The sequence below is a fragment of the Demequina sp. NBRC 110052 genome, assembly GCF_002090075.1.
Classification (GTDB): Bacteria; Actinomycetota; Actinomycetes; order Actinomycetales; family Demequinaceae; genus Demequina.
Genome location: NZ_BBRI01000003.1, coordinates 329157 through 348647, shown reverse-complemented (window position 1 = coordinate 348647; position 19491 = coordinate 329157). Strand labels below are relative to the sequence as shown.

Here is a 19491-nt window from a genome sequence, read left to right as displayed (position 1 = left end):
CGTCGGGCACGCCCGACGCTAGCGACGCCAGAACTGGAGGCGACGCCCCAGCGAGGGTCGTGAAGGCTCGAGGATCTCGCCCTCCGCGTCGGGCTCGCCCGCCTCGGGCTCAGGCAGCTCGTCGATGATCGCGTACGTGCGGCCGGTGTTCTTCACCACTGCGGTGATGAGCGCCGCGATCGGCAGCGCCATGAAAGCGCCCATCGGCCCTGCGATCGCCCCGCCGGCGATCGCGCCGCCGAATGCCACCGCACCGTTGAGCTCCATCGTCTTCGACGAGATCTTGGGGCTCAGCGCGTAGTTCTCGATCTGCTGGTAGACGAGCACCCACACGAGCAGCGCGATCGCGTTGGGAAGACCCTCGACCGCCAGTGTGATGACGATGGGCAGCGCGGCACCCAGATAGGTGCCGATGAAGGGGATGAAGGTGGACACGAACCCCATGAACATCGCGAGCGGTGCGGCGTAGACCAGGTCGAGGCCTATGACGAGCATGACGAAGAATCCGAGCCCTCCACTGACCGAGGCGAGCAGCAGACGCGAGTAGAAGTAGCCTCCGGTCTGCTCGATCGACGTGGTGGCCACCCACTTGAACACGCGCTGACGCTCGGGCGGCATGCGAGACATGAGCGCACGCATCACCCTCGGCCAGTCTGCGGCGAAGTAGAAGGCGAAGAGCGCGACCGTCATGAGATCGAACACGATGCCGAGCCCGGAGGACAGCGCGCCGAGCGCGCCCGAGGCCCACTGCTGGAGCACCTGCGCGATGTAGTCGGTGCCGTCGGTGGCCGCAGTCTCGTCGAGCAGCGGCTGGCCGAAGATGCCCTCCCACCAGTCGTCGAACGCCGCGAACCAGTCAGCGGCGGCGGCGCCGACCTCCTGCGCGAATCGCACGACGCCCGGGATGAGCACGGCGATGAGCAGCGTGACCACCGCGACGGCGGCGAGGTAGATGATGCCGACCGCGGCGCCGCGTCGCATGCCGAAACGGGTGGTCAGCGCCTCCACGCCCGGGATCATGGCGAGCGCGAAGAACAGCGAGATGAACAGCAGGCCCAGCAGGTGGGACAGCTGTCCGAACACGTAGACGCCGATCGCGACGAGCACGCCGACGGCGACGATCTTCCACAGCACCGACCACACGAAGCGGTCGGAGACGGGGTGCGGGTCGCCCTTGTCGCGTGACGCGTACTCGGCGCGGGCGGCCTCGACGACCTCGACGGGAGGCTCGCGCGTCTCCTCGGTCACGTCACGCGTCCTTGAGTGACCGTCGCAGCGAGAAGGCCCTCACGAGGCCCAGCACGCCCAGCACCATGAGCATGATCGCGGCGAACCATAGGAAGATCGCGGCGGACCAGCCGGGGATCGCGACGACCACGAGCCCCGCCACGATCGACAGCGCGCCGAGCGCGATCGCCCACCCGCGCGAGCGCGCCGAGTGCGAGTCCACGAGCGAGATGATGCCCTCGATGATCCAGCCGAGCCCGACCACGATCGTGGTGATGAGGATCAGCACGGTCGCGCTCGCGGCGAGGTTGCGCAGCATGACGACGCCTCCGATGAGCAGCAGCACTCCGAAGATGAGGCCGACGGCCCGCATCGCGCCGGAGTACCCGGAACGCATGATCGAGATGACGATGCGGAGCACGCCGGACAGCAGGAAGTTGATCGCGATCAAGGCGGCACCGACCTTGAGCGTCGCGGCGGGCCACACCAGCAGCACGAAGCCGAGCGCGAACGAGAAGCCGGCGGCGAGGCCGATGATCCAGCTCATGGCGCGCACGAGCGCGGGCGGCGGCGGCGAGTCCTCGAGCGGCATCGCGACCGCCATGAACATCCGACGCTGGCTGGGCGTCTCGTCGGGTCCGTCGTTCATCGGAGCCTCCTCGCGCAGGTGGGAGAGCCCTTCTCCCACCTGCGCTCGAACCTACCGGTGCGAGACGGCCGGCGCCAGGGAGACCAGGGAGAACAGGTCCTTGGGGTCGGTCGGCTCTGCGATGAGGTCGATCTCCGTGGCGTACGGAGTGCCGGAGACGCGGTCGCGCAGGAACCGCAGGGCCGAGAAGTCGTTGATGGCGAAGCCCACCGAGTCGAACAGGGTGACCTGGTCGTCGGAGGTGCGCCCGGGCCGCTGGCCGTCGATCACTCGCCACAGGTCCACGGTGGGGAAGTCGGCCCCGACGCTCTGGATCTCGCCCTCGACGAGGGTCTGCGGGTGGTACTCGACGAAGACCTCCGAGCGGCGCAGGATCGCTGGCTCGAGCTCGGTCTTGCCCGGGCTGTCGCCGCCGATGGCGTTGAGGTGCATGCCGGGCTGGACCATCGCGTCGGTGAGGACCGTCGCGTTGACCTTGTCGGCGGTGCACGTGGTCACCACATCGGCCCCGTCCACCGCGTCGGCGCCACTCGTGGCGCGATGCACGGTGAAGCCCAGCGCCGTGGCGTTGCGCACGAACTTGTCGAGCGCTGCGGGGTCCACGTCCCACGCGCGCACCTCGTTCAGCCCCAGGAGCCGGCGCATCGCGAGCGCCTGGAACTCTGACTGCGAGCCGGTGCCGATGAGCGCGTGCACGCGGGCGTCTGGGCGTGCGAGCCGACGCGCCGCCATCGCCGAGACCGCCGCCGTGCGCAGCGCGGTCAGGAGCGACATCTCGGTGAGCAGCAGCGGGTAGCCGGTGGCCACGTCGGACAGCACGCCGAACGCGGTCACTGTCTGCAGCCCCCGCGAGGGGTTGATCGGGTGGCCGTTGACGTACTTGAAGCCGTACAGCTCCGCGTCCGCGGTGGGCATGAGCTCGATCACGCCGTGCTCGGAGTGGGCCGGCACGCGCGGCGTCTTGTCGAACTGCTCCCAGCGGCGGTAATCGTCTTCGAGATAGGCGACGAGGTCCTCGAGCAGGGGCTCGACGCCTTCGTGCGAGATCCAGCGACGCATCGCGTCGACGTCAACGAACTGGACCATCATGCCTCCCGGGGGTTGAGGGTGTCGGCTCGCAGGGCGAGGGTGCAGCACTTGGCGCCGCCGCCGGCGAGGAGCAGCTCGGTGAGGTCCACGCCGATGGGCTCGTAGCCGGCCTCGCGCAGCTGGTGCTGGAACGTGGTGGCGCGGGCCGCCGTGACGACGTGCAGGCCGTCGGAGACGGCGTTCAGCCCGAACACTGCCGCGTCGTGCTCGTCGACGAGGATCGCGTCGGGGTAGCGGCGCTCGAGCTCCGCACGGCTGGCGTCGTCGAACGCGCTGGGGAGGTACGCGATGTGCTCCTGCCCGGCGCGGTCGTCGAGCACGGCGAGCGCCGTGTCGAGGTGGTAGAAGTCGTCGCGCACGAGCCGCAGCGACACGACCTCGCGGCCGAACACCTCGGCGATCTCGCGATGGCTGTCGAGCGAGGTGCGGAAGCCGGTGCCGGCGAGGATCACGTCGCCCACGGTGAGGAGGTCGCCCTCGCCCTCGTTGATGTGCCTCGCCTCGACGACGTTCAGGCCCGACGCGCGGAACCAGTCCGCGTAGAGCGCCCCCTCGGGCTGCCGCTCGGGGTGGGTGAAGCTCGCGGTGTATGCGATGCCATCGACGACGAGTCCGCCGTTGGCGGCGAACACCATGTCGGGAAGCCCTGGCGCCGGGTCGATCTCGTGGACCGCGAAGCCGAGGCGCACGAAGGCGCGCCGCAGCTCCTCCCACTGCGAGACGGCGCGCGCGGTGTCGGTCGCCTCGTCGGGGTGCATCCACGGGTTGATCCGGTACGAGACCGTGAAGTGCGTGGGGCGGCACATGAGCGCCGTGAGGGGCTGCGCGGTGCGCTCGGTGCGCTCGCTCGCGGGTGCGGTGATGGTCAACGCGGGGACCTCCTTTGACCCCTTCAGCGTGACAGAGATTCCCCGATGATTTCAGGTTGGTAACGATGTAATCCTGCGATCTCCGGTGCCCCTACGATGGAAAACGGCAACCTACCCGGAAGGAGCGCCGCATGGCTCTCGACGACCTCGACCGCCGCATCCTCGAGGAGCTCAAGGTCGACGGACGCGTGAGCTACCACGAGCTGGGCGAGCGCATCGGGCTGTCGCCCACTGCCGTGAAGCGGCGGATGGACCGCATGCACGAGACGGGTGCGATCCGCGGCTACACGGTGCTCATCGACCCCGCGCTCGACGGGCGCGAGACCGAGGCGTTCGTCGAGGTGTTCTGCCGCGGCACCGTCGGGCCCGACGAGCTGCGTCGCATCCTCAGCGGCATCCCCGACGTGATCGAGGCTCAGACCGTCACTGGCGAGGCCGACGCGCTCGTGCGCCTGCGCGCGACCAGCATGCCCGCTCTCGAGGACGCGCTCGAGAAGGTGCGACTCGCGCCGCAGGTCGACTCGACTCGCTCGGCGATCGTGCTGTCGCAGCTGCTGTCGCGCCGCGAGTAGCGTCGCGCCCGAGCCGCGTCAGATCCAGGTCGGCAGCCACATGTGGAGGCGCCACAGGTCGTACGGGATCGGGTCGCCGCGCCACAGAGGCAGGTAGTAGCCCGAGACGATCAGCACGACCCCGATGAAGACCCCGACCGCGATCCAGCCGCCGCGCGACCAGGTGCGCGGGCCGTCGGGCTGCGCGATCCGCTGCAGCGCCCACGCGACGAGCATCACCACGAACGGCACGAACGCGACCGCATAGAACGTGAAGATCGTCCGATGCGCGTACGGCACCCACGGCAGCCAGCCCGCGAGGATGCCCAGCGACAGCACCAGGCCCATGGTGTCGCGGTGGATCAGCAGCCTCCACACCGCGAACAGCAGCGCCGCGAATCCGGCCCACCAGATCAGGGGGTTGCCGAGCGACGTGATCGCGGACACCCAGCGTTCGTCGCCGGCGATGTCAGGCACGTCCTCGAAGTAGAACGCTGTGGGGCGCACCTGCAGGATCCAGCCGTTGGGGTGCGACTCGTAGCTGTGCGGTGACGTGAGGTGCGTGTGGAAGTCCCACATCTGCCGGTGGTAGTCCACGAGCGAGCGCAGCGACTCCGGGAGCCAGGTGACGCCCTCGCCGGGGTGCTTCTCCGCCCACTGCCGCGCATACGAGCCGTCCGTGACGAACCAGTTCCACCACGTCGCCACGTACACGGTGGGGATCAGCACGATCGTCGCGAGGAACGTGGGGACCGCCCGCACCGCAGAGCCGACGAGCCATCCCTCGATTCCCGCTGCGCGGCGGTCCACCATGTCCCACACGACGGACAGGACGAGGAACACGGCCGCGAAGTACAGGCCCGACCACTTCGTGGATGCGGCGAGCGCGAACGCCACGATCGCGAGCAGTCGCCACCATCGCACTCCCACGACGGGCCCGCCTCCGCGCGCGCCGTCCGGCCCCGCGGAAGCCATGGCCGCCGCGAGCCGGCGCCTGAAGCGCGCCCGGTCGAGTACGAGCAGCCCGAAGCCGGCGACCACGAAGAACGCGAGGAAGCCGTCGAGCAGCGCGGTGCGGGACATCGTGATGTGAAGTCCGTCGACCGCGAGCAGCAGTCCCGCGACGCCTCCCCACAGCGTCGAGCCCAACAGCGATCGTGCAATGAGAGCGACGAGCACCACGGTCGCGATCCCGAACACGGCCGCGCTGATGCGCCACCCGAACGGCGTGGGCCCGAAGGCCTTGATTCCCGCTGCGATGAGCAGCTTGCCCACCATGGGGTGCACCACGTAGTCGCCCTTGGTCTGCAGGCCCGAGTAGTCCCCTGAGGCGAACAGCTGGTCCTCGCCGGTCCAGTCGCCTTCGTAGCCCTGCGACACGAGCGAGTAGGCGCCGCGCGCGTAGAACACCTCGTCGAACACGAGCGTCGTGGGGGAGCCGAGCGTGGTCAGGCGCATGAGCGCGGCGAGCACGCCGACGCCGATCGCCATGAGCGTGGCGCGCCAGCGGTACGCCCAGAGCCAGAACACATGCGAAGCCTAGTCGCGCGCGCCGGTTGCGGCGATGGCCTGTGACACGCTGGTGCCATGACAGGAGACCTCGAGCCCGGCATCGTGCTGGCGGCGACTCCGATCGGCAACGTCGGCGACGCGTCGGCGCGGCTGCGTGAGGCTCTCGCGGGCGCTGAGGTGGTCGCGGCGGAGGACACGCGTCGGCTGCGCGACCTCGCGTCGCGGCTCGGCGTCGAGGTCACTGGACGGCTCGTCGCCGTGCACGATCACAACGAGGCGGACAGGGCCGACGCGCTGATCGCCGCCGCGTCCGAGGGCGCCACCGTGCTGGTCGTGTCCGACGCTGGCATGCCGACGGTCTCCGACCCCGGGTTTCGCATCGTCGAGGCCGCGGCGGCCGCGGGCGTGCCCGTCACGGTGCTGCCAGGCCCGAGCGCGGCCCTCACGGCGCTCGCGCTGTCCGGGCTGCCGACCGACCGCTTCTGCTTCGAGGGCTTCCCGCCGCGCAAGGCGGGCGAGCGGGCGAGCGCCTTCGCCGCGCTCGCGGCCGAGCCTCGCACGATGGTGTTCTTCGAGGCGCCGCATCGGCTGGCCGCGACGCTCGCGGCGATGGCTGAGGCCTGGGGAGGCGACCGCCCCGCCGCGGTGTCGCGCGAGCTGACGAAGACCTACGAGGAGACCCGACGCGGCCCGCTTGCCACGCTCGCCGCGTGGGCCGAGGCCGAGTCGCCACGCGGGGAGATCGTCATCACCGTGGGCGGTCGGCCCGCGCAGGCCGCGGGGATGGACGCCGTCGTCGCCGAGGCGCTTGCGCGCGTCGCGGCGGGCGAGCGCGCGAAGGACGCCGTCGCGGACCTCGCTGCCACCGCCGGCCTGCCGCGCCGCGAGCTGTACGCCGCAGTGCTCGAGGCCAGGAACGGCAGTGCGTCCACCTGAGCACGCGCGTGGGCCCGCGCCGCATGTGCTCATCGCGGCGCTCACGCTGCTCGGCGCTGTCGCCGTCGTTGCGGCGGTGCTGCTGGCGATGCGCGGCGACTCGGAGCCCGGCGTCGGGCGTGCACTGGGCGACCCTGCGCCGAGGGTGACGCCCACGCCCGTGGTGCTGTCGGCGCCCGAGTCCGTCGAGATCGAGGACACGCTGCCGCGCGCGGCGACCCCGGCGTCGGGCGGGCAGGATGATCCCCCGCGCACGTGGTCGCTCGAGCCGGCCGTGTCGCCGTGGGTGATCGTCAACAAGCTCCGGCCGCTCGACCCGCAGGACTACGTGCCCTCCGACCTGCGTGACGTCGCCGGTACGTCGCAGCAGCTGCGTGCCGAGGCCGCCGACGCGATGGAGGCGATGATGGCGGCGGCGAGCGACGCGGGCGCGAGCTTCCGCATCTCCACCGCGTACAGGTCCTACGGCTTCCAGGAGAGCCTGTTCGCCGCGTACCAGCGCGACTGGGGAACCGCGCGGGCCGAGACTTTCTCCGCGCGCGCAGGCCACTCGGAGCACCAGACCGGCTGGGCGGCCGACGTGTACGAGTCGAACGCGTGCAAGGTCAAGGCGTGCTTCGCGGACGAGGCGGCGGGCCGATGGGTGGCCGCGCACGCGTGGGAGTACGGCTTCATTCTGCGCTACCCCGAGGGGAAGCAGGAAATCACCGGATACCGCTACGAGCCCTGGCACGTGCGGTACGTCGGCACCGAGCTCGCGACGTGGATGCGTGAGCACGACGTCGCGACGCTCGAGGAGGCGTTCTCGCTGCCCGCAGCCCCGGACTATCCCTGACCGGTCTCGCGTGAGGAGCGCGCGCAGCCGTCACTAGGATGGTCGCCATGTCTCGCATCCTCTCCGCTGTCGCCTGGCCGTACGCCAACGGGCCCCGTCACATCGGCCACGTGGCCGGATTCGGCGTCCCCTCCGACGTGTTCAGCCGCTACATGCGCATGGCGGGTAACGACGTGCTGATGGTCTCGGGCACCGACGAGCACGGCACGCCCATCCTGGTGCAGGCCGAGGGCGAGGGCGTGAGCCCGCAGGAGCTCGCAGACCGCTACAACAGGGTCATCGTCGAGGACCTCACATCGCTCGGGCTCAGCTACGACCTGTTCACGCGCACCACGACGGGCAACCACTACAAGGTGGCGCAGGAGCTGTTCAAGGCGGTGCACCGCAACGGTTACATGGTCGAGCAGACCACGCGCGGCGCGATCTCGCCGTCGACCGGTCGCACCCTTCCGGACCGCTACATCGAGGGCACCTGCCCGATCTGCGGCACCGACGGGGCGCGCGGCGACCAGTGCGACGCATGCGGCAACCAGCTCGACGCGATCGACCTGATCAACCCCGTGAGCCGCATCAACGGCGAGACGCCCAAGTTCATCGAGACCGAGCACTTCTTCCTGGACCTGCCCGCGCTCACCGACGCGCTGTCCACGTGGCTCGGCGCGCGCAAGGGCTGGCGCCCCAACGTGCTCAACTTCTCGCTCAACCTCCTGCACGACGTGCGGCCGCGCGCCATGACGCGCGACATCGACTGGGGCATCCCCGTGCCGCTCGAGGGCTGGGAGACCAACCCGAACAAGCGCCTGTACGTGTGGTTCGACGCGGTCATCGGCTACCTCAGCGCCTCGATCGAATGGGCCCGACGCTCGGGAGACCCGGAGGCCTGGCGAAAGTTCTGGAACGACCCCGAGACACTGTCCTACTACTTCATGGGCAAGGACAACATCACCTTCCACTCGCAGATCTGGCCGGGCGAGCTGCTCGCCGCGAACGGCCGTGGCGCCAAGGGCGGCGAGCTGAGCTCCTTCGGCGACCTGCAGCTGCCCACCGAGGTCGTCTCGAGCGAGTTCCTCACGATGGAGTCCGCCAAGTTCTCCTCGTCGCGCGGCCACGTCATCTACGTGCGCGACATGCTCGCCCGCTACCAGCCCGACGCGCTGCGCTACTTCATCGCGACGGCCGGCCCGGAGACGTCGGACGCGGACTTCACCTGGTCCGAGTTCAAGCGCCGCACCAACGACGAGCTGGTGGCCGGCTGGGGCAACCTCGTCAACCGCACTGCGTCGCTGCTGCACAAGAACGTGGGGGAGATCCCCGCGCTCGGCGCACTCACCGACGTGGACCGCGCCGCGCTCGACGGCTCCCGCGCGGCGTTCGCGCAGGTCGGCGACCTCGTCCGCCACCACCGCCAGCGCGCCGCGATCAACGAGGCGATGCGCGTGGTCGGCGATGCCAACCGGTATCTCGCGGACACCGCGCCCTGGAAGCTCAAGAACGAGGACCCGGAGCGCATGCGCACCGTGCTCGGCGTCGCCGCGCAGCTCGTGACGGACGCCAACACCATGCTCGCGCCGTTCCTGCCGCACTCCGCGCAGAAGGTCCACGAGGCGCTCGGGGGCACCGGCACGTTCGCCCCGATGCCGCAGATGAACGAGGTCACGGACCTCGACCTGCCCGATCGCGAGTACCCCGTCATCCAGGGCGACTACACGGGCATGCAGGGCACGTGGGGCCGCCGCGACGTGACCGCTGGCACGCCCGTGCCGGCACCCTCACCTGTGTTCACCAAGCTCGACGACGAGATTGTCGAAGCCGAGCTCGAGCGCATGCGAGGCGACGACTAGGTGGCCCGGCCCGGAGCCTGGCCGCCCGAGCCAGCGCCGCTTCCCGTCCCCGTCCCCGACAACCACACGCACCTCGAGTCCGACGCGGGCGACGAGCCGCGGTCCGTCGAGCGCCGCATCGCCGACGCCGTGGCCGCCGGCATCGATCGCATGGTCCAGGTGGGCTGCGACATCGAGTCCGCCCGCTGGACCGCCGAGGCCGTGACGCGGCATCCCGAGTTGCTGGGGGCGGTCGCCCTACACCCGAATGAGGCGCCGGTGCACGCGGCCGGAACCCACGCGTCGGGCCTGGGCTACGACGAGGCGTTCGCTGAGATCGCCGCGCTGGCGCGCGCCCCCCGAATCCGTGCGATCGGCGAGACGGGGCTCGACTACTTCCGCACGGATGAGACGGGCCGGGACGCCCAGATCGCCGCGTTCCGCGACCACATCGCGCTCGCGAAGGAGCTGGACCTGCCGCTGCAGATCCACGATCGCGACGCTCACGCCGACGTGCTCGACGTGCTCGCGCGCGACGGCGCACCCACGACGACCGTGTTCCACTGCTTCTCCGGAGACGCCGCGATGGCGCGCCTGTGCGTGGACCGCGGCTACTACCTGAGCTTCGCCGGAACGGTCACGTTCAAGAACGCGCATGACCTGCGGGGAGCGCTCGCGGTGACCCCGCTCGAGCGCGTCATGGTCGAGACGGATGCCCCCTATCTGACGCCCCATCCACACCGCGGCGCCCCCAACTCGCCCGCGCTCGCGGCGCTCACGATGCGTGAGATCGCGCGGGTCGCGGGCGTCGCCCTGGACCACGCGTGCGAGGTCGTCTCTGCGACGACGGAGCGAATCTATGGGTCCTGGTAGAACGTGCGATGCGTCACTTGAGTTGGCGCGAACCGTTACCGATATGAGATAAAGGCGGCTAGTCGGACGCCATTTCGGGCCGTCCATGAGAACATTCGCGCGCCGTCCCAGCCGCCGAGAGGAGACCGTGAGCTACCTGCGCACGACGCCCGCCCCGGGCGGACGCCGCGACCGTCGGCTCCGCTCCGGCTCGCGCACCCGCATGACGCGGCAGCTCGGCGTCTCTGCGGCCATCGTGGCTTTCGCCTTCGGCTCGTTCTCGTCCGCCGCGGCCGACTCGTTCCAGGCTGCGACCCTCGACGCGCGCACTGTCGCGTCAGAGGTCGTCGCGCCGGTGGGCGCTGCGGCACCCGAGACGCAGATCGTCACCGAGACCGAGGAAGTGACGCTCCCGCACGGCGAGGTCACCACCTCCGATCCGGGCGCGCTGACGGGCAGCACCGTCGTCGTCACCGAGGGCGCACCGGGCAAGGCGCTCGTGAGCTACGAGGTGACTTACGTCGACGGCGTCGAGGTCAGCCGCGTCGAGACCGTGTCCGTAGTGGTCGACCAGCCGGTCGACAAGGTCACCAAGGTCGGCTCGCTCGTGATCCCGCCCACCACCGAGGCGCAGAAGGGCACCAACCGCGCCCTGGGCCAGCAGATGGCGGCGGCCCGCGGCTGGACCGGCGACCAGTGGGCGTGCCTGGACAACCTGTGGGCCCGCGAGTCCGGCTGGAGCCACACGGCGGAGAACCGCTCGTCGGGCGCCTACGGCATCCCGCAGGCCCTGCCCGGCTCCAAGATGGCCGTCTACGGCGACGACTGGCGCACGAACCCCGCCACGCAGATCGAGTGGGGACTCGCGTACGTCGGCGGACGCTACGGCACCCCGTGCGGCGCCTGGAGCCACTTCCTCACCAAGAACTGGTACTGACGCACGTGGCCGATCTGCTCGGTCCGTCGGACATCCGCACCCTCGCCGAGTCCCTCGGCGCCGCCCCCACCAAGAAGTGGGGCCAGAACTTCGTCGTCGACTCCGGGACGGTGCGCCGCATCGTGCGGATCGCGGGCGTGAGCACCGGTGACCACGTCGTCGAGGTGGGGCCGGGCCTCGGCTCCCTCACGCTCGCGCTGCTCGAGGCCGACGCGTGGGTCACGGCGGTCGAGATCGATTCGCGGCTCGCAGCTGCCCTCCCGCAGACCGTCGCCGACCGCGCCCCCGAGGCGGCGGACCGCCTCGCGGTGATCGGGCAGGACGCACTGAAGGTGGAGGCGCTCCCCGGCGCCGGACCCGACGCAGGCGCGCCCGTCGCGCTCGTGGCGAACCTGCCCTACAACGTCTCGGTGCCGGTCATCCTGCACTTCCTTGAGACCTTCCCGAGCCTCGCGCGCGTCCTGGTGATGGTGCAGTCCGAGGTCGCCGATCGACTCGCGGCCCCGCCCGGCTCCCGGACGTACGGCATCCCGAGCGCCAAGGCCGCGTGGTACTGCGACGTGCGCCGCGCCGGCGACGTGGGCCGCGCCGTCTTCTGGCCCGTGCCGCGCGTCGACTCCGCGCTGGTGCTCATGGAGCGGCGCGAGCAGCCCTCCACCACGGCGAGCCGTGAGGAGGTCTTCGCCGTCGTCGACGCGGCCTTCGCACAGCGGCGCAAGGCGCTCCGCGGGGCGCTGAGCGGGATCGCTGGGTCGGGCGCCGCGTCCGAGGCAGCGCTGCGTGCCGCGGGCATCGACCCGCTCACGCGCGGCGAGCAGCTGCGCATCGAGGACTTCGCGCGCATCGCCGAGGCTCTCGCGGCCGCACGCGCCTGACGTCTCTTCCCGTCCGGGACCGCTCCCGGTCGCGTGCGCTTCATGCCACGATGGGCGCATGCCTCGCTCCGTGACCGTCCGCGCCCCCGGCAAGGTCAACCTGCAGCTCTCGGTGGGGCCCCGTCGCGAGGACGGCTATCACCCGCTGGCGACCGTCTTCCAGGCGGTCGAGCTGTACGAGACCGTCACCGCGACGCCGGTGCTCGGGGGCGACGTGACCGTGGCCGTGCGCGCCCAGCCGACGCTCGCGTTCGACCCCGCGAGCGTGCCCCTCGACGAGAGGAACCTCGCGGTGCGTGCCGCGCGCGCAGTCGCTCAGGCGTACGGGATCGACGACGGGGTGCGGCTCGAGATCGTCAAGGGAGTACCCGTGGCGGGCGGCATGGCGGGTGGCAGCGCCGACGCGGCAGCCGCCGTGGTCGCGTGCGCCGAGGCCTGGGAGGTCGGGGCGACGCGCCGCGAGCTCCACGACCTGTGCGCCTCGCTGGGCTCAGATGTGCCGTTCTCGCTCCACGGCCACACTGCCGTGGGCGTGGGCCGCGGAGACGAGCTCTCACCCGCGATGACGCACGGGGAGCTGCACTGGGTGATGTGCACGCAGCGCGCGGGGCTCTCCACGCCCGAGGTGTTCGCCGAGCTCGACCGCTCGGCTGAGGAGGACGGCAGGGAGATCCCGGACCCCGTCCTGAGCCAGACCCTCATGGCGGCGCTCATTGCGGGCGACCCGCATGCCGTGGGCGAGGCGCTCGTGAACGACCTTCAGGCTCCCGCGCTCGCCCTCATGCCGCGCCTGCGGGAGACGCTCGACTCTGCGCTCGACGCCGACGCGCTGGCCGCGATCGTCTCGGGCTCCGGGCCGACCGTCGCGGCGCTCGCCCGCTCGCGTCAGCACGCGCTCGCGATCGCCGCGCACGTGACAGCGGCGGGCACCGCCGACGCGGTGCTGTGCGTCAGCGGGCCCGCCGCGGGTGCCACCGTCGTCGCCTCGTGAGAGGCGCCGCGGCTACTTCCTGAGCGCGTCCCTGATCTCGGTGAGCAGCTCGATCTCCGTAGGGCCGGCAGGCTCATCGACGGCCGGCTCCTCCTTCTTCTTGCGCTCCGCGAGCCGGTTGAGCGGAAGCACGATCGCGAAGTAGATCGCCGCCGCGATGATCAGGAAGTTGAGGATCGAGGTGAGGAACGCGCCGATCGCGAGGACCGCGTCGTCGGCAGGGTCCGGCGTTCCCGCGTCGTTGAGGGTCCACATCCACACCTGGCTCAGATCCGGCTTGCCGAACACGGCAGCGATCAGTGGGTTGATGATGTTGTTCACGAGCGAGGTGACGATCGCCGTGAACGCGGCGCCGATGACGACGGCGACGGCGAGGTCCACGACGTTGCCGCGAGTGATGAAGTCCTTGAAGCCCTTGATCATGTCGGATTCCCTCCTGAGACTCGCGGACGCAGCCGCGCGGGGCGTGCATCGCCCCTGCTCAGGGAATCTAGCGCCAAGTCGTGGGCCCGCGCGGAGCGGGCCCGTTCCGGCCCCACACTCCTCGGCCGCGCGCGCTGTGAGGCACTGAGTGCTCACCATGGCGCTCGCGGAGCACTGATGCACTCACAGCGCGCCTGTGGGGCCTACTCGTCCGGGAGCGTAGGACGGCGGTCCAGCATGTGCAGGCCGTTCCATGCGAGGTTCACCAGGTGCGCGGCGACCACCTGCTTCTCGGGCTCGCGCACCTCGGCCCAGTGCTGGCCGGTGAGGGCGACCATGCCCACGAGCATCTGCGAGTAGAACGGCACCACGGTGGTGTCGAGACCGCGCTTGGCGAACTGTCCCACCAGGAGTCCCTCGACCTGGTTGGCGACGTCGCCCAGCAGCGACGAGAACGTGCCGGTGGACTGTGCGACGGGCGAGTCGCGCGCCAGGATGCGGAATCCGTCAGGGGAGTCCTCGATGTAGCCGAGCAGCGCGAGCGCCGCACGCTCCACGAGCTGCCGGGGGTGCGCACGTTGCTCGAGGGCGCCGCTGAGGGCGCCGAGCAGTGCCTGCACCTCGCGGTCCACGATGACGGCGTACATGCCCTCCTTGCCGCCGAAGTGCTCGTACACGACGGGTTTGGAGACGTCGGCGCGGGCCGCGATCTCCTCGACCGAGGTTCCCTCGAAGCCCTTCTCGGCGAACAGGGCGCGGCCCACGGAGAGCAGCTGCTCGCGCCTCTCGCGCGCCGTCATCCGGGCACGCGGCACCTTCCTGGGCTCTTCGATCACGGTTCTAGTGTGCCGTGTCTGCTGGCAGACTGGTGGACCCATGGGGCTCTATGCCCCGTTCCGCCCTGGTGTAACGGCAGCACGCAGGCCTTTGGAGCCTTGCGGTACAGGTTCGAATCCTGTGGGCGGAGCGCATCTGTGGGGCCCGTGGCGGCCCGCCGCGCCAGGTAGAGTGGTCCCACGTGACCCGAGCGCCTGAGAACAGCGAAGGGGGAGTGGTGAGCCGCACCCGTCCCGCGGCCGTGATGATCCTCGCGGCAGGCGCAGGCACTCGTATGAGGTCGGCCACTCCCAAGGTCCTTCACCGCATCGCCGGTCGCAGCCTCCTCAACCATGCGCTCGACGCAGCCGCGGCTCTCGACCCGGCGCGCACCGTGGTCGTGGTGCGACACGAGCGCGCGGCGGTTGCCGAGCACGTGCGCGAGGTGGCGCCCGACGCGCTGCTCGCCGATCAGGACGACGTCCCCGGGACGGGTCGCGCGGTGTGGTGCGGCATGTCTGCGCTGGATGCGACGACCGTCGCGGCGGCGGTGGCCGAGGGCAAAGTGGGCGACCGCTCGGTGCTCGGCCTGCAGCTCGAAGGTGCGGTCGTGGTGACCTCGGGTGATGTGCCGCTCGTGGACGGCGATCTGCTGGCGGAACTGGTCGACGCGCACGAAGCTTCGGGCGACGCGGTGACGGTGATGACGGCGCGCGTGGGCGACCCCACGGGCTACGGCCGCATCCTGCGCGATGCCGATGGCACGGTGCTGGGCATCGTCGAGCACAAGGACGCCTCGGAGCCGCAGCTCGCGATCGACGAGGTCAACGCGGGCATCTACGTGTTCGAGGCCGCGACGCTGCGCGAGGCGCTCGCGTCCCTCACGACGGACAACGCGCAGGGTGAGATGTACCTCACCGACGTGCTGGCGCTCGCGCGAGAGGCGGGTGGCCGGGTGGGCGCCTTCGTCGCGCCCGACGCGGGGGCCGTCGAGGGCGTCAACGACCGGGTCCAGCTCGCAGCGGCTGGGACGGCGCTCAACCGCAGGATCGTCGAGCGCTGGATGCGGGCCGGGGTGACGGTCGTGGACCCTGCGACCACGTGGATCGACGCGGGCGTCGAGCTCTCCGAGGACGTGACGCTCCTGCCGGGCACGCAGCTGCATGGCGCGACGGCGATCGCGACCGGCGCGGTCGTGGGGCCGGACACGACGCTCACCGACGTGACCGTGGGTGAAGGCGCGCACGTGACCCGCGTGCACGGCTCCGGTGCCGTCATCGGAGACCGCGCCAGCATCGGCCCGTTCACGTACCTGAGGCCAGGCACCGTGATCGGCGTCAAGGGCAAGGCGGGCGCCTTCGTCGAGACGAAGAACGCGAGGCTCGGAGACGGCGCGAAGGTGCCTCACCTGAGCTACGTGGGGGACGCGGAGATCGGGGAGGGCACCAACATCGGCGCCGGCACGATCTTCGTGAACTACGACGGCGTGCACAAGCACCGCACGGTCGTCGGCGAGCACGTGCGCATCGGCTCGGACAACACTCTGATCGCGCCGCTGCAGGTGGGGGACGGCGCCTATTCGGGCGCGGGCACCACGATCCGGCACGACGTGCCGCCGGGTGCGCTCGCCATCAATTCTTCGCCCCAGCAGACCGTCGAGGGCTGGGTCGAGACGCGTCGGCCAGGCACGCCGTCGGCCGAGGCGGCGGAGCGCGCTCAGCGCGCGCGGGCCGATCGCGAGACACTATCGTCGGGCGCAGGGGACGCCGCGCCCGTCACTGAAGAAGGAGAGTCATGAGCTCGATCATCTCGAACCCGTCGGAGCGGCGCATGGTGCTCGCCGGCGGCCGTGCGCACCCCGAGCTCGCTGAGGCGGTCGCCACGGACATGGGGATCGAGCTCCTGCCCACCACCGCGTACACCTTCGCGAATGGCGAGCTGTATGTGCGGTTCGGCGAGTCGGTGCGCGGCGCCGATGCCTTCATCATCCAGTCCCACGCGGCGCCCATCAACGAGGCGATCATGGAGCAGCTCATCATGGTGGACGCCATGAAGCGTGCCTCCGCGAAGCGCGTGACCGTGATCATGCCGTGCTACGGCTACGCGCGCCAGGACAAGAAGCACAAGGGCCGCGAGCCGATCTCCGCGCGCCTCATGGCGGATCTGTTCAAGACCGCAGGCGCCGACCGCATCATGTCCGTGGACCTCCACACGTCGCAGATCCAGGGCTTCTTCGACGGCCCCGTGGACCACCTGTGGGCGATGCCGCTGCTCGCGCAGTACGTGCGCTCGCGCGTGGCGCCTGACAACCTGACGATCGTGTCGCCCGATGCTGGCCGCGTGCGCCTGGCCGACCAGTGGTCGGACCACCTCGGCGCGCCGCTGGCGATCATCCACAAGCGCCGCGACCCCTCGGTGCCGAACCAGGTGAAGGTTCACGAGCTCGTCGGTGACGTCAAGGGCCGCACGTGCGTGCTCGTGGACGACATGATCGACACGGGCGGCACGATCGTTCAGGCTGCGGAGGCGCTGTTCGAGAACGGCGCCGCGAACGTCATCGTCGCCTCGACTCACGGGCTCCTGTCCGGTCCTGCCGTGGAGCGCCTGCGCGATTCGGGCATCTCCGAGGTGGTCGTCACGGACACGCTGCCGATCCCCGACGAGAAGCGCTGGGACGGTCTGACCGTGCTGTCGATCGCCCCGCTCATCGCTCGCGCGATCCACGAGGTGTTCGAGGACGGCTCTGTCACGAGCCTGTTCAACGGCAACGTGTGACGTGGAACCCCGCTACATCCTCGCGTAGCGGGCGCGGGCGAACGAGTACAGCCCGTACAGTGCGAAGCCGACGCCGACGCCCGTCACCACGGCAGCACCGGCGGGGAGTCCCAGCAGCCAGTCGATCGCGCCGTCGGTGCCCTGTGCGCGTGCGGGATCTGCCCTCCACGCTGCGATGACGAAGAGGGCGCCCACGGCGCCGAGCGCGACCCCCTTCGCCACATAGCCGACGCTGCCCGCGACACGCACCGTCCTCCCCGCAGGCCCGGTGGGAAGGTTCGCCAGGTCGTCGACGAAGCCTTGCGTCCAGCCTTTGTGGACGTGGTACACGGCGCCGGCGAGGACCCCGAGACCGACCGCTCCGACGAGGAGCCTGCCGGCGGGCGCCTCCATGAGAGTCCCCGCGAGGCCCGACGCACTGTCCCCACCTCCGGTGGAGCCAAGGGCGACGGAGGCGGCGGTCGCTCCGAGAGCAAGGTACAGCACGCCCTTGCCTGCGGCCTTCGCTCGGTCCCGGGCGCCGCCGGAGAGCGTCTGCGCGAGCTGCCATGTCGCGAGCGCCGCCAGCGCCGCCACGGAGAACCACAGCAGGAAAGTGCCTAGCGGCGCCTCGGAGATCCGGGCGAGCGCGGCGGTCTGGTCGGCCTCGTTGCCGGAGCCCAGGCCGATGCGCACGATGAGCCAGCCGAGCGCGAGGTGCAGCAGCCCCGAGACGGCGAATCCCGTGCGCGCGGAGGTCTCCCAGAGTCGCGACGCGGGTCCTCTCGTCGATGTCGTCATGACTGCCTCAACGCACGTGATGCGCCCTGCAGTCCCGGTGCCTCGGCGGTGTGCATCACCTCGTGGACTCGGGTAGACTGTTCCAGTTCCTCGGCGAGGCTGAGCCCGCGCAGGGCCCGGCGTGATCGACGCGGCAGAAGCGCAACGGCTCTGCCTTGCCGTGCAACCGCTATCTGACCGCCTTTCTCACGAGGAGAACCCCTGATGTCTGATCAGCTCAAGCTGGCCGCCGAGCTGCGCACCGAGTTCGGCAAGGGCTTCGCCCGCCGCGCCCGTGCCGCCGGCAAGATCCCCGCCGTCCTCTACGGCCACGGCACCGACCCCGTCCACGTGCTCCTGCCGGGCCACGAGACGATGCTCGCGCTCAAGCACTCGAACGCGCTGCTCACGATCGAGTGGGACAAGAACTCCGAGCTCGCGATCGCCAAGGACGTGCAGCGCGACGCCGTGCGCCGCAACATCGAGCACGTCGACCTGCTGCTCGTGAAGAAGGGCGAGAAGATCACCGTCGACGTGCCGCTGCACGTCACGGGTGAGTCCTTCGCGGGCACCATCCACGTCCAGGAGCTGAACTCGCTGCAGATCGCCGCCGAGGCGACGCACCTGCCCGAGGTCATCGAGGTCTCGGTCGAGGGCCTCGAGGACGGCGCCAAGATCACCGCTGGCGAGATCGCGCTGCCGAAGGGCTCCGAGCTCATCACCGATGGCGAGCTGCTCGCGGTGCACATCAGCACCCCGCGCACCGCTGCGGAGCCGGAGGAGACCGAGGCTGCGGCCGAGGAGTCGGCCGAGGCTCCTGCCGAGGAGTCCGCCGAGTAGTCTCGACACTCGTCAGCGCCCGGTCCGCCGCGTGGCGGGCCGGGCGCTTCCCGTTTTCGGGGCGTCGGTCACCCGCGCCCCCTCGATCCGCGACCGATGCAGGAGCCACCACCATGACCGCACTCGTCATCGGCCTGGGCAACCCGGGCGAGGAGTACGCCGCGACCCGACACAACGTCGGGACGATGGTGCTCGAGGAGCTCGCGTCGCGTGCGTCCGCCTCCCTGGCCGTGCACAAGAAGACGCGGACGCGATACTCGTCCGCGCGGCTCGTGGGCGAGGCGGTGCACCTCGGGGTGCCCATGTCCTACATGAACGTCTCCGGTGGGCCCGTGAGTTCGCTCGCCAAGTACGTCTCGGCCGAGCCGGAGAGCGTGATCGTCGTGCACGACGAACTGGATCTTCCGTTCGGCACGGTGAGGCTCAAGCGTGGTGGCGGCTCGGGTGGGCACAACGGGCTCAAGGACGTCACGAAGGCGCTGGGGACACCGGACTACGTGAGGGTGCGCGTCGGCATCGGCCGCCCGCCCGGCCGCATGGACGCGGCGGCCTTCGTGCTCAAGCCGTTCTCGGCGGCGGAGCGCAAGGAGCTGCCTCTCCTGGTCTCGGACGCGGCCGACGCGGTGGAGCTGATCGTGGAGCGCGGGCTCGAGGCCGCGCAGCAGCGGGTCCACAGCCCCTCGTAGGCCTGGCCCGGGCTGGACAGGCCCCACCGGCGGGTGGCTACTATCGAAC

The 19491-nt window shown here is 70.7% G+C and carries 19 protein-coding genes, 1 tRNA gene and 1 pseudogene; 13 read left to right on the top strand and 8 right to left on the bottom strand.

What is annotated here, in order from left to right; genetic code table 11:
- Positions 1-18 precede the first annotated feature (18 nt).
- The 4 genes from B7K21_RS09075 to ddaH are packed head-to-tail and all read right to left on the bottom strand — an operon-like array spanning position 19 to position 3834.
- Positions 19-1248, bottom strand: a complete 1230-nt coding sequence (locus B7K21_RS09075; protein WP_084075118.1) for an AI-2E family transporter — start codon at positions 1246-1248, stop codon at positions 19-21.
- Position 1249: 1 nt separating this feature from the next.
- Positions 1250-1876, bottom strand: a complete 627-nt coding sequence (locus B7K21_RS09070) for an HdeD family acid-resistance protein (protein WP_084075117.1) — start codon at positions 1874-1876, stop codon at positions 1250-1252.
- A gap of 51 nt (positions 1877-1927) precedes the next feature.
- A complete protein-coding gene (locus B7K21_RS09065; RefSeq protein WP_084075116.1) occupies positions 1928-2962 on the bottom strand; it encodes an ornithine cyclodeaminase in 1035 nt (344 codons plus the stop codon).
- Positions 2962-3834, bottom strand: coding sequence for a dimethylargininase (ddaH, locus tag B7K21_RS09060; RefSeq protein WP_373994283.1), 873 nt, complete (start codon positions 3832-3834; stop codon positions 2962-2964). The genes B7K21_RS09065 and ddaH overlap by 1 nt, the downstream gene beginning before the upstream one ends.
- Before the next feature lie 131 nt (positions 3835-3965).
- Here ddaH and B7K21_RS09055 point away from each other — a divergent pair, with 131 nt between their 5' ends.
- Complete coding sequence (locus B7K21_RS09055) at positions 3966-4406, top strand: Lrp/AsnC family transcriptional regulator (protein WP_084075115.1); 441 nt, start codon at positions 3966-3968, stop codon at positions 4404-4406.
- Between the two features lie 18 nt (positions 4407-4424).
- Here B7K21_RS09055 and B7K21_RS09050 read toward each other — a convergent pair whose 3' ends face one another.
- On the bottom strand, positions 4425-5915 hold the full coding sequence (locus tag B7K21_RS09050; RefSeq protein WP_084075114.1) for a dolichyl-phosphate-mannose--protein mannosyltransferase: 1491 nt from the start codon (positions 5913-5915) through the stop codon (positions 4425-4427).
- Positions 5916-5972: 57 nt separating this feature from the next.
- Here B7K21_RS09050 and rsmI point away from each other — a divergent pair, with 57 nt between their 5' ends.
- The 7 genes and pseudogenes from rsmI to B7K21_RS09015 all read left to right on the top strand — a co-directional run bounded on the left by rsmI (position 5973) and on the right by B7K21_RS09015 (position 13143).
- The gene (gene rsmI / locus B7K21_RS09045; protein WP_084075113.1) at positions 5973-6833 is read left to right on the top strand and encodes a 16S rRNA (cytidine(1402)-2'-O)-methyltransferase; all 861 of its coding nucleotides are present in this window, start codon (positions 5973-5975) and stop codon (positions 6831-6833) included.
- An 88-nt stretch (positions 6834-6921) separates the two neighbouring features.
- Positions 6922-7581: pseudogene (locus B7K21_RS09040) on the top strand (M15 family metallopeptidase); the annotation flags it as partial.
- Positions 7582-7715: 134 nt separating this feature from the next.
- Entirely contained in the window at positions 7716-9509 is a 1794-nt protein-coding gene (metG, locus tag B7K21_RS09035; protein ID WP_084075111.1) for a methionine--tRNA ligase, read from the top strand.
- Positions 9510-10361: a TatD family hydrolase gene (locus B7K21_RS09030; protein WP_084075110.1), complete on the top strand. Its 852-nt coding sequence runs from the start codon at positions 9510-9512 to the stop codon at positions 10359-10361.
- 85 nt (positions 10362-10446) lie between these two features.
- Complete coding sequence (locus B7K21_RS09025) at positions 10447-11277, top strand: G5 domain-containing protein (protein WP_200806285.1); 831 nt, start codon at positions 10447-10449, stop codon at positions 11275-11277.
- Positions 11278-11282: 5 nt separating this feature from the next.
- Positions 11283-12152: a 16S rRNA (adenine(1518)-N(6)/adenine(1519)-N(6))-dimethyltransferase RsmA gene (rsmA, locus tag B7K21_RS09020; protein WP_234989261.1), complete on the top strand. Its 870-nt coding sequence runs from the start codon at positions 11283-11285 to the stop codon at positions 12150-12152.
- 58 nt (positions 12153-12210) lie between these two features.
- The gene (locus B7K21_RS09015) at positions 12211-13143 is read left to right on the top strand and encodes a 4-(cytidine 5'-diphospho)-2-C-methyl-D-erythritol kinase (RefSeq protein ID WP_084075109.1); all 933 of its coding nucleotides are present in this window, start codon (positions 12211-12213) and stop codon (positions 13141-13143) included.
- Between the two features lie 12 nt (positions 13144-13155).
- On the opposite strand, the gene mscL is transcribed toward B7K21_RS09015, so the two are convergent.
- Positions 13156-13566 carry a large conductance mechanosensitive channel protein MscL gene (gene mscL / locus B7K21_RS09010; RefSeq protein ID WP_084075108.1) on the bottom strand — a complete coding sequence of 137 codons (411 nt, stop codon included), beginning with the start codon at positions 13564-13566 and terminating at the stop codon, positions 13156-13158.
- 203 nt (positions 13567-13769) lie between these two features.
- Complete coding sequence (locus B7K21_RS09005; RefSeq protein ID WP_084075107.1) at positions 13770-14366, bottom strand: TetR/AcrR family transcriptional regulator; 597 nt, start codon at positions 14364-14366, stop codon at positions 13770-13772.
- A gap of 95 nt (positions 14367-14461) precedes the next feature.
- Between B7K21_RS09005 and B7K21_RS09000 the strand changes: the two genes are divergently transcribed.
- The 3 genes from B7K21_RS09000 (at position 14462) to B7K21_RS08990 (ending at position 17157) form a co-directional block, all read left to right on the top strand.
- Positions 14462-14533 (top strand) — tRNA-Gln (locus B7K21_RS09000).
- A gap of 87 nt (positions 14534-14620) precedes the next feature.
- The gene (glmU, locus tag B7K21_RS08995; protein ID WP_084075469.1) at positions 14621-16180 is read left to right on the top strand and encodes a bifunctional UDP-N-acetylglucosamine diphosphorylase/glucosamine-1-phosphate N-acetyltransferase GlmU; all 1560 of its coding nucleotides are present in this window, start codon (positions 14621-14623) and stop codon (positions 16178-16180) included.
- Positions 16177-17157: a ribose-phosphate diphosphokinase gene (locus tag B7K21_RS08990; protein WP_084075106.1), complete on the top strand. Its 981-nt coding sequence runs from the start codon at positions 16177-16179 to the stop codon at positions 17155-17157. Before glmU ends, B7K21_RS08990 begins: the two co-directional genes overlap by 4 nt.
- Before the next feature lie 12 nt (positions 17158-17169).
- Here the strand turns inward: B7K21_RS08990 and B7K21_RS08985 are convergent, their stop codons facing one another.
- Positions 17170-17937: a DUF1206 domain-containing protein gene (locus B7K21_RS08985; protein WP_084075105.1), complete on the bottom strand. Its 768-nt coding sequence runs from the start codon at positions 17935-17937 to the stop codon at positions 17170-17172.
- Positions 17938-18141: 204 nt separating this feature from the next.
- Between B7K21_RS08985 and B7K21_RS08980 the strand changes: the two genes are divergently transcribed.
- Positions 18142-18756 carry a 50S ribosomal protein L25/general stress protein Ctc gene (locus tag B7K21_RS08980; RefSeq protein ID WP_084075104.1) on the top strand — a complete coding sequence of 205 codons (615 nt, stop codon included), beginning with the start codon at positions 18142-18144 and terminating at the stop codon, positions 18754-18756.
- 113 nt (positions 18757-18869) lie between these two features.
- Positions 18870-19442: an aminoacyl-tRNA hydrolase gene (gene pth / locus B7K21_RS08975; RefSeq protein WP_084075103.1), complete on the top strand. Its 573-nt coding sequence runs from the start codon at positions 18870-18872 to the stop codon at positions 19440-19442.
- The last annotated feature ends 49 nt before the right edge of the window (positions 19443-19491 follow it).